This is a genomic window from Sporomusa sp. (assembly GCF_035561155.1).
GTDB lineage: Bacteria > Bacillota > Negativicutes > Sporomusales > Sporomusaceae > Sporomusa.
In genome coordinates this window covers 1-9,116 of the sequence record NZ_DATMYD010000050.1, presented here as the reverse complement: position 1 = coordinate 9,116, position 9,116 = coordinate 1, and the positions used below count along the sequence as shown (strand labels likewise).

The following is a 9,116-nucleotide window of genomic DNA, read 5'->3' as shown; positions in this document are numbered from 1 at the left end:
CGGTACAAACATCTCCCCGTTCTTAAAACGGGCACCCACTACACTCATTCCCCCGATTAAACCCTGATTGATGATATCTAGAGGAGAGACTCCTTCATCTATCAGTGTCTGTGTTATCTTTTTAACTTTGGCGAGATTACCACTGATTACGCTTTTTGACAGTTCTTCAAAGTTTGCCATTCTTTTTATCCCCTTTCAAATTCGATTACATTTTTTGACGTATCTTTAGTTCGAGGATCGGAAATATTAGTGCCGATCCTCTGTACACAAGTTTTACTTACTCAAATTGAGTTGGCCCGGTAACTTCAGTAGCTAAGGCATCCAAAGCTTTTTTAACTATAGCTTTTCTCAAAGTATGCTCATCTTCATTATTAAGTTTCGGATTCCCTACCGGGTAAGGAATAGCAATAGTCGGGACGATTCGGTTAGCGCCTACTGACTCGCTAATCGTCGTAATGGTTGCCATGTGTACAATAGGAATACCATATCTTTCGATTTCTTTTACAATCGTTGCGCCGCAACGAGTACAGGTCCCTCAGGTGGATGTTAAGATAACACCATCCACTCCAGCAGCCTTCAATTCAGCTCCTATTTGCACACCAAATTCTACTGATTTGCTTACGGCAGTTCCGGTTCCGGTGGTTGTATAAAACCAGTCGTAAACCTTGCCAATATAGCCCTCATTTTCGAATTCTTTTAAAATATCTAATGGTGCGATGCGGTCAGGATCCTCATTGGCATATATGGGATCATAGCCGCCATGGGTTGTATAATAGCAAGGGGACTCAAGTGCATTAATCGCGCTAACATCGTACTTACCCCATTTTTGAGCACTGGCTGATTGGATTTTGTCCGGATTACCAGCCGGAACAATACCGCCGGAGGTACACAAGGCAATAGTAGCCTTACTTAACTCTTTAATTGGTTCAGCAGGTGCCACTATATCAAACACAGGCATCGGCATTTCCGTTTCAAACGGCTGACCTTTTAAGCGCGCAAGTAACATTTCCACAGCCCTTTGTGAACCTCTTTTTTCCACGAAGAGCGTCTTTCTCATACCGCGGGCAATGTAGCCTTCCTCTTCAGGAGAACCAATTTCGATCCCTTTGGCCAACTTACAGGCGAGAGACGCCATTAGGGGCAATGCTTTACGCATTCCGCCAGCGGTATCGCTCGTACTGACTACATAGGCGATCGCTTTGCAATTATCCAAGCCGGGGTTTTCTACATACATACCAGTAACTACCGGGATCTTCAACTGTTCAGCAACAGTCTTGGAAATTTCTGAACAAGCTACACCATACCGCCCGGCATTAAAAGCAGGCCCAGCGACAAACACATCCGGAGCAGCTTCTTTTACCATATTCAAAATAGTCTTTATAGCTTCATCTCTGTTCTCATTGAAGTAGTTATCACCACATATAATTGTGCCGACAACCGCTCCTTCCCCTTTAAGCAATCCTTCAAAACCCAGTGCCGGACCAATCTTATTCGGACTAAGCTCTGGGGGCATACCCGCTTTATCCTCTCCACCTATTTGGCCAAAGAACTGGTTTACATAGTAGAGAACTTTAAACTTATCTGCCATAAGATATCCACCTTTCATATAAGTTTAGTACAGCCTGCAGGTCACATTGTGGAATCCAATTTCTGATGTGGCACCAATCACAGCATTTAACTCACACATCAAGCTACCGTCTTCCAATAAAGAACCTTCCCAACCACCAGCTAATACTGAAATAGCTGCTTTATTTCCGATAACTTTGTCTGCCGGAGGCAGCGTAACCACGTGACTAACGTTTCCTCCGGAAACTACGGCCACCGCCTCGGCCGCTGTGTCAGCTAAAGGTTGGGACATGCCATCTCTGCCTGCACACTCATCGGTAATTAATACGGTTTTAATTCCAGCTTTTTCGCATTTTTTACAAATCATTAAAAGGTCAGAGTCAGGGTTCCCATAGCCCTCTTCGGATACAATCACGGCATCGGCCCCCAGCATTTTTGCCAGTTTTACAGTATAATCAGATGCGCGGAGTTTCCCGGCTAAAGTAGTGTGTTCAGGGACCATAATGACCCCCAAGAAGTTGATTTCCTTACCGTGCTGGGCATACAGGTCATAGATCACGGTATTGTTTTGGTGCTGGTAAGTTGTAATCTTATCGCATGCCGCAACACAGTTACCACTAATAACTGCACCATCTATTTCCTCGTTGGCATGAAGTAGTGTTGGCAAAATTGACGATTGATTGACGCCGTAAATATAGGTATCATGCAGTAACCCCTGGGTAATATTCATCTCGGCGTAGACAACTTTAGGTAAATTAGGGTATTTGGCTGCTTCTTCAAAAATACTGCCAATTTCAAAGGTGAGCACCTCGTCTGGGGTTAAATTTTTCCCTGCTAACCCTATAAACTCGGCTGCCCGCAGTCCAGCTATCCTAACAGTTTCTTCATGGGTATGGGGCTGCAGCCCTTCTACCACTCGGATATCCACCGTTAAATTATAGGTTTGGGAGAACGGGGTCCACTTAGCCCCTTCACCCCACATATCAATGACACCTTCTTGAAAACCCACAATATCACCAACTGTTACGACAGCGGCACCATATAAAACATGGGTTCTGCCTTCTCCACACTGCGCCTGTTTAGACGTAACACCTGGAAAACCATTATTGCCGCCTTGAATTTTTACCCTAGGCTCAATTACGTCTTTCACCGGAATAATTCTTACTTTTTCGCCTGGTCTAGCTACGTCAATTAAGATATCTTCAATTCTTATATCTTCTTTCAGGTAAGCAATTAAGCCCTCCTTATCAACGCTTAAGACTCCGTCCTTTACAGAAGTCTCATTGCTTAACCGAATGTCTTTAATATAAATCCGGCCAATTTCCAGTTTCAATACGTCCCCCCCCTATTTTTTTAAAAATCACCAAGTAACGGGTTGCTCATCTAAAGCCGCTTCTAACAATATCAGGTCTATCATTTTGTAATCCTCAGCATTCGCTGTGTCTCTTTTACGAAAGTCCATGTGCCTCTTATATTTAATAATGCTCTCTTCAATAATCTCAGCAGAAAAGGAATCAACTTTTGTCGACTTTTTCCCTAAGATTACAGAGCGAAACGGAGAAAACATCATCCTTAAACTAGCAGCTAGAGGGTGGCTGATTAGTTCATATCCTTCATGGACTAGATCTCGTACCTTAATCAAAGTTTCTTCTACAGAGCCATCCACAAATAGCATATTATCTTTTCTTTCTGCTACTGCTGGATTATTAGTGATGATTAGGCTTTTCATTACAGGTATTCCTTCTCTTTCAGTAATTCCAATGCCCTTTCCTTATCTTCTGACGCAATCATAACAATAGGTCCGGTACATCCCATGCCACATTCAGCATAAATGTTGGCTTTCCATAACACCTGAACCGCATCTTCCAACTGCATCACTTCTACCCCTGGGATGGAATCAGTAACAGTTTTTTTGAGAGGAGAGCTTGCCACTCCCTCATCATCTTGCTTGACCGGCAAGGCATTGGAACTCAATGATTTAACTAAATCATCCCAACCGGCTTTCCTGGCTGCGGAGAATTCGGCTTTGGCCTTTTCCAGCAGATTTCCTTTAGCACAATCTGCAGCAAACTTGATGGCTCCAGCAATCACTGGAGCACCAGACGCTCTGGAAACGATACATATAATCCGATCGTAATCTTCTCCCACCCCTGGGCCATAGCCATTGCCCACCGCTTCATAACTACCTCCTGTACTATACGCGGAAAATACCTTCATGAAGACGTTTCCGGTTAGACTATCATTTACCATAATATCCGGAACACCCATTAACAAATCGTTACCCCTCATTACTATACCGCCGTCGCTCCTAGCGGATTGCGCAAAGTCGATTTGGTAACCACCTGCTTTAAGCTTTTTCAAAGCCCTTTCCACCTGACGAGCACCCTCAATGTTCAAGATGCCTACAGTTGGGTTAGTTTTTTCGCAAGCTTTGGCAACCGCAATCCCATAAACAGTATTCTTGAGCATCGCAGTAATTCGCTCTGTTGCCGCCATACCAGTAGTTGTAGCCAAAAACATCGCTTGCCCCTTGGCTGGGGTGATTACTCTGCCCACAGTGGATACCCCAACCGGGAAATTGTAATGCATAGTTACGGCAGCATCCAAAGTATGGTTCAATAACATTTCATCCATTATTGCATGAGCTTCTTTTTCATCCAAGGCAACCACAGTCTCCAGGTTGGTTTGCACTCCGTTGCCTATAATAACTACTTGAATATTCGGATCTTGTTTCTGGGCCAATTCCGCTCCTCGAACAAGTTCCTCCGGTCCATGCTCACTGCCCAAAATTGTTAGACCGACCCTGCATCTTTGAGCAAATGTTCCTGTCTCTAGCGCTTGAGCCATTTCCCCAAAGACTTCTGCAATTGCGGCTCTAATAGGGTTTTTACCCATTAGTTCACCTCCCCTTGAGACAAGTGTGATCCCAAAATTATTCTTGACTAAGAGTCTTAGCAAAATCTCGCATTGCTTCAGCTATCATCACTCGTACTTCTTGCTTGTTAAATCCAGCCTCAACGGATCCACTGTTCTTTTCAACAATAAAGGAGACACCATCAAAAAGATTGGTCATCCTGCCTAGGAAAAGGCTCCCCTTGCCAATAATCATGGTACGCGAAATTTTCCCCGACAGGATCATCTCTAGCGCATGTCCGACGAAAGGAACTCCAGATGGAATGTGTCCCTGCGTGGGAGCAAATCCAGGCATGCCGAAACTGTCAACAGCTTTCTGCAGGTCCTTCTTTTCTAAATCCCCTCTTTTAACTCCTAAAGCACTAATCATCTTGTAGTTAGCCAGGGGTACGTCACCCGCTCCGGCAGGCTCGGTAATCTCAGGGTTTTGTAGTTCTGCTGCATAACGATCCACATCGAATATTTTATAGCCGATTTTGTCTAAGGGATCAGCTACAATGGCAGTCATTACAGCCTGCGGCGACGAACCCGAACCAATCTTATGTCTACCAACACCATCAGTACGGATCATCGGGCTTACCCCATCGTTTTCCCCGATATGAATAGCAAAGGCACCTAAAACATCTTCAAAAGCCGGCATTCCCTTTTCAACATGATTTTTCGAATTCATGCCTAATTTTGCTGAAGCACCACCGGCCAATACCACAATGTTCTTATAAATTCCAGACTGGGCAAGCGCAGCCGCTTCTACCAGTGCATGGGCGGGCGCTGCACAGAAACTACGGGTATCAGAGCCAGTTGCATTAATGCAGCCACACATCTCACCAATGGATTTGGCGAAATTTCCCCCTCCCCTTTGATTCATGTCTCCGCAAGCTTCTTCAGAACATTCGATGATATATTCGATTTCTTCAGCCTTTAGTTTTGTTTTGTTCAAAAGCAGTTGTAAAGCAAAAGCAGCAGATGCCTTAGATACAAGGTTCTCATACATTACATGGTCTGATAACGCCTCATCAAACTCATGCGCTCTTTTCACACATCCCACTAACTTGCCTTCAAAGTACATCGGCTGGGCAATGTGTTCTTCAACTAATTTTTGAATTTCTTCCGAAGTACCAGGATTTTTATCAAGTTTGTTAATATCTTTGATAGCTCCCAGTATCGGATGAGCGATGATTTTGTTTTTGACCGACAATTGAAACTGTTCTTCTAGAATTACCAATTCAAAAGCATCAGCTATTTTCATTAAGCCTATGAATTCATCTTCCGGAATAATCGCTCCGAATTTTCCGTCACGACTCTTTCCAAAACCTGCTTGCTTATACCAAGGGCGTGGAACCTCCCTTAATTCATCAGGGGTCATATTCCCAATGTATACCTGGTTCGGAGGGTAATCGACCACTTGTTCAAAACTTCTTAAATGCCCCGGAAGCTTTTCAAGATGTCCTGACTTAGCATCTTTAGTCCGTTCCATGGTTTGAGTAGTACCGTGATGGACAAGCATGTCATTAGCATGAACCAGCCCATAGGCAGCACCTTTAATAACAGGAAAATTCATCAAATCACCTCTATGTGCCACTCTCGAACTATTTACGATAGGTCTTTACTTCTTCAACAATTGAGTCGACATCAAGTACCATTTCCATCATGCTGATCTGCTCATCATAGACAGCAGGATCAACCATATCCTTCAATTCAAAAATGTGGTAAGCTTTGAGTCCCAACTGGACTCCGGCTAATGGACCTGCAAACGTAGGATCTCCAGTAGATACGGTTTCCGCAGCCAGGCCGGAAGCTTCTGCTTCCCCACCTCCCAAAACTACGATTAAATCTTCTTTACCGTACTTTTCCGCAAAACCCATAATACGCGTTTGATTTTCCAGGTCCATTGCTCCAGCTGCAGTTCAGACGAAGCATTCCGTGGTAGCGAATACTACTTCTGCACCGCTGGATTTCAGGCATTCTTCGATAGCCGGGCCCGGAATACCGTCACGGTCACCAAGAATAGCTACCTTTTTACCATTCAACATTTGCACATTTCCCCTTTCCATAGTTTCTAATATTTAAGATTTTCTAGGCCAATTCAAGAAGTTTGGTTTCTACATCTTCTATGGAAATTGATGTGGTTAACTCAGCAATTCTTTCTCCATTTCGATAGAAGAGTATCGTAGGCAAACCTAAAACCTTTTGAGCCATCGCCAAGCGCTTGTTACCATTAGTATCCAAGGAGCAGAATTTTGCCTTTCCATGGTACTTTTCCGCCAATTCATGAATTCTGGGCATCAAAGCCTTACATGGCTCGCATTTTTCACTCCAAAAATCGACCAATATCAAGCCCTCTGCATTCAGAACCTCTGCTTCAAAATTCTCTTTTGTAAGTACCAACATTTTATTCCCTCCCCTGAAATTACCCTATTGCTTCCAGAGCTTGATATGCTGAGCTTATTTTTATTCCTTTCTCTTCAGCCAGGTATTTTTCAACTGCAACAGCTGCAATAGCTCCGTCATTTACGGCTGTAACTACCTGTCTGAGGAACTTTTCCCGAACATCTCCCACCGCATATACTCCGAGCACTGAAGTCTCCATCAGATCATTCGTTATAATATATCCTTCTTGGTTGAGCTTGACTTTGCCCTGTAGTATATTGGTCTTCGGAACAGTTCCAACAAAGAAAAATACACCATTAGTTTCCATTACAGATAGCTCCCCGGTTTTTAGGTTTTTAATGACAACACTATCCACCAGGCCATCTCCGCTTATTTCCTCCAAAACAGAATTCCAAACCCATTTAATCTTCGAATTGGCGAAAGCTCTTTCCGCACTTCTCTTATTGCATCTTAAGTCCCCTTCTTCGCGTCTCACGATGACGGTTACCGTCTCAGCAAATTTAGTCAAATATATAGCTTCTTCAATGGCGGCATCCCCATTGCCAACTACAATTACATCCAGCTCTTCGAAGAAATCGGCGTCACAGGTAGCACAGTAAGATACGCCCTTCCCTCTATGGGAATGTTCTCCTTTAATGTTTAAGGATTTTGGTTCAGCCCCTGTGGCAAGAATAATGGTCTTCGCTAGATATTTATGACCGCTTTTACTTATTACTCGTTTTATATCTCCTTCCAATTCCACTCCAATGACTTCTTCGCGAATAATCTCTGTCCCGAAACTAATCGCATGCTCAGCCATACTTTCCATTAACGCTGGCCCTGTCTGACCTCGAGAAAATCCTGGGTAGTTCTCTAGTTCTTCCGTAGTGGCTGCTTGACCACCTAACCTGCCTTTTTCTAAAATTCCAGTTTTCAAACGCGATCGAGATCCATAAATCGCCGCAGCCATCCCTCCCGGGCCGCCACCAACAATGAGAATATCATAAAGATTAGACATACCTGCACCTCCTTTTTAAAGATTTAATATTTTGAATTTTACTCACAGGTGAATTTACAATGTCTAACTTAGTTTTATGCAATTGTTATGCCAAGTCGAAATGATGGCATCTAAGGCAGTATTGAGTTTTATTTGGTCCAAATTACAAGGTTTATCGTCTCATTTTCGGATTTATACTTTCAATCTAATGCTGAAATAGTGATTTTAACCTGCTGATATTGATATATATCAAGTCTTATTTTGAGACTAATTGGGAGAGCTAATTTTGGGATGAGCGTCAAACCTCACGTTTAATTCAGGCAATTAACTGAATATTTAACCTTCTATCATTGGAGATAGATATCTCATTTTGGGATATTCATTAAAGGCCTTTATGGACAATAGGGTGCTTTTCTGCTAGGACAATTCTCTCTGGGACACAATTGGCAATTTTCAAATGTTCCTTCTTTGGGAAAACGGATTCCAGAAACGCTCTTAATCGGAAGCATAAGGTAACTATCTGTAAGTTGAACCCCGATTAGCTCTTCTACGTTACCTAATAGATTAAATATGTGTATTTGTTCAGTGATTGGCCAATCAGCCAATGATCCAGGATTCATATTGGCAGCATGAGCCAATTCAAACTCTTTATCTAGATGTGCTTCAAATGTTTGAATAGCTGAACGTAGTACCATTTCTTTAATTGTATCGGCACAAAAATTTGCAAAATAATCTTCATATTGTTTAGACCAGGCCTCTAACTCAGTCCCGCAGGTAACAACAAAAGGGAAGGCCTTTAGCGCCTCTTCCATGTTCCCTCGTAGAACGCGGCTAGTAAGCTTAATTCCATCGATAACAACAAAGTTATCTCCTTTCACTTCAATAGTTGCGTCTTTATAAACTATTTTGGGTCTTGCTAGTAACTGCGCTTCAGTTGCCATCATCTCTAATTCGGCTGAATAGCTACTTTCTTTCTTAATGTGTAATTTATTTAGCAGAACATCAAAATCTATTTCACACGGGAAATTGTTGAGAACAACCGTATTCATAAGTCATCTCCTTACTTTAGGATAGTGACCTTTATCCGCGAGATATAATAGTGGCTACCTGCAAAGCAGGTAGCCCTATACTCTTTTCTTTAATCGTCTTCGCCCGGCATATGTCCGACAGCGTTTTCTACAATATCTCTGATCTTGGCGGCAATATCCTTCGGCAGAGGAATTGGCTCGTGGTAATTAATAATATCCCGGACTTTTTCATTGGCTACCTGAGT

At 43.0% G+C, this 9,116-nt stretch carries 10 protein-coding genes; all 10 read right to left on the bottom strand.

Annotated elements, in window-relative coordinates; genetic code table 11:
• On the bottom strand, window positions 1–180 hold a 180-nt coding region (locus VN447_RS06115), incomplete at its 3' end, for a B12-binding domain-containing protein (RefSeq protein WP_325523882.1).
• 97 nt (window positions 181–277) lie between these two features.
• Window positions 278–1,588: a glycine/betaine/sarcosine/D-proline family reductase selenoprotein B gene (locus VN447_RS06110; protein WP_325523879.1), complete on the bottom strand. Its 1,311-nt coding sequence runs from the start codon at window positions 1,586–1,588 to the stop codon at window positions 278–280.
• Window positions 1,589–1,612: 24 nt separating this feature from the next.
• On the bottom strand, window positions 1,613–2,899 hold the full coding sequence (locus VN447_RS06105; RefSeq protein WP_325523877.1) for a glycine/sarcosine/betaine reductase component B subunit: 1,287 nt from the start codon (window positions 2,897–2,899) through the stop codon (window positions 1,613–1,615).
• A 27-nt stretch (window positions 2,900–2,926) separates the two neighbouring features.
• Window positions 2,927–3,295, bottom strand: a complete 369-nt coding sequence (locus VN447_RS06100; protein WP_325523876.1) for a GrdX family protein — start codon at window positions 3,293–3,295, stop codon at window positions 2,927–2,929.
• The gene (gene grdD, locus VN447_RS06095; RefSeq protein ID WP_325523874.1) at window positions 3,295–4,461 is read right to left on the bottom strand and encodes a glycine/sarcosine/betaine reductase complex component C subunit alpha; all 1,167 of its coding nucleotides are present in this window, start codon (window positions 4,459–4,461) and stop codon (window positions 3,295–3,297) included. The genes VN447_RS06100 and grdD overlap by 1 nt, the downstream gene beginning before the upstream one ends.
• 37 nt (window positions 4,462–4,498) lie before the next feature.
• Window positions 4,499–6,037 carry a glycine/sarcosine/betaine reductase complex component C subunit beta gene (grdC, locus tag VN447_RS06090; protein WP_325523872.1) on the bottom strand — a complete coding sequence of 513 codons (1,539 nt, stop codon included), beginning with the start codon at window positions 6,035–6,037 and terminating at the stop codon, window positions 4,499–4,501.
• Between the two features lie 28 nt (window positions 6,038–6,065).
• The gene (gene grdA, locus VN447_RS06085) at window positions 6,066–6,509 is read right to left on the bottom strand and encodes a glycine/sarcosine/betaine reductase complex selenoprotein A (protein ID WP_325523870.1); all 444 of its coding nucleotides are present in this window, start codon (window positions 6,507–6,509) and stop codon (window positions 6,066–6,068) included.
• A 43-nt stretch (window positions 6,510–6,552) separates the two neighbouring features.
• Window positions 6,553–6,867 (bottom strand): thioredoxin TrxA, encoded by a 315-nt coding sequence (gene trxA, locus VN447_RS06080; protein WP_325523868.1) that lies wholly within the window; start codon window positions 6,865–6,867, stop codon window positions 6,553–6,555.
• 19 nt (window positions 6,868–6,886) lie between these two features.
• Window positions 6,887–7,864, bottom strand: a complete 978-nt coding sequence (gene trxB, locus VN447_RS06075) for a thioredoxin-disulfide reductase (protein ID WP_325523866.1) — start codon at window positions 7,862–7,864, stop codon at window positions 6,887–6,889.
• Between the two features lie 371 nt (window positions 7,865–8,235).
• The gene (locus VN447_RS06070) at window positions 8,236–8,892 is read right to left on the bottom strand and encodes a vitamin B12 dependent-methionine synthase activation domain-containing protein (protein ID WP_325523864.1); all 657 of its coding nucleotides are present in this window, start codon (window positions 8,890–8,892) and stop codon (window positions 8,236–8,238) included.
• Window positions 8,893–9,116 lie beyond the last annotated feature (224 nt).

Bases quoted from the DNA above. Each gene is read 5' to 3' on its own strand.
- VN447_RS06100 (WP_325523876.1), bottom strand. From the start codon at position 3,295: ATGAAAAGCCTAATCATCACTAATAATCCAGCAGTAGCAGAAAGAAAA.
- grdD (WP_325523874.1), bottom strand. From the start codon at position 4,461: ATGGGTAAAAACCCTATTAGAGCCGCAATTGCAGAAGTCTTTGGGGAA.
- grdC (WP_325523872.1), bottom strand. From the start codon at position 6,037: ATGAATTTTCCTGTTATTAAAGGTGCTGCCTATGGGCTGGTTCATGCT.
- trxA (WP_325523868.1), bottom strand. From the start codon at position 6,867: ATGTTGGTACTTACAAAAGAGAATTTTGAAGCAGAGGTTCTGAATGCA.
- trxB (WP_325523866.1), bottom strand. From the start codon at position 7,864: ATGTCTAATCTTTATGATATTCTCATTGTTGGTGGCGGCCCGGGAGGG.
- VN447_RS06070 (WP_325523864.1), bottom strand. From the start codon at position 8,892: ATGAATACGGTTGTTCTCAACAATTTCCCGTGTGAAATAGATTTTGAT.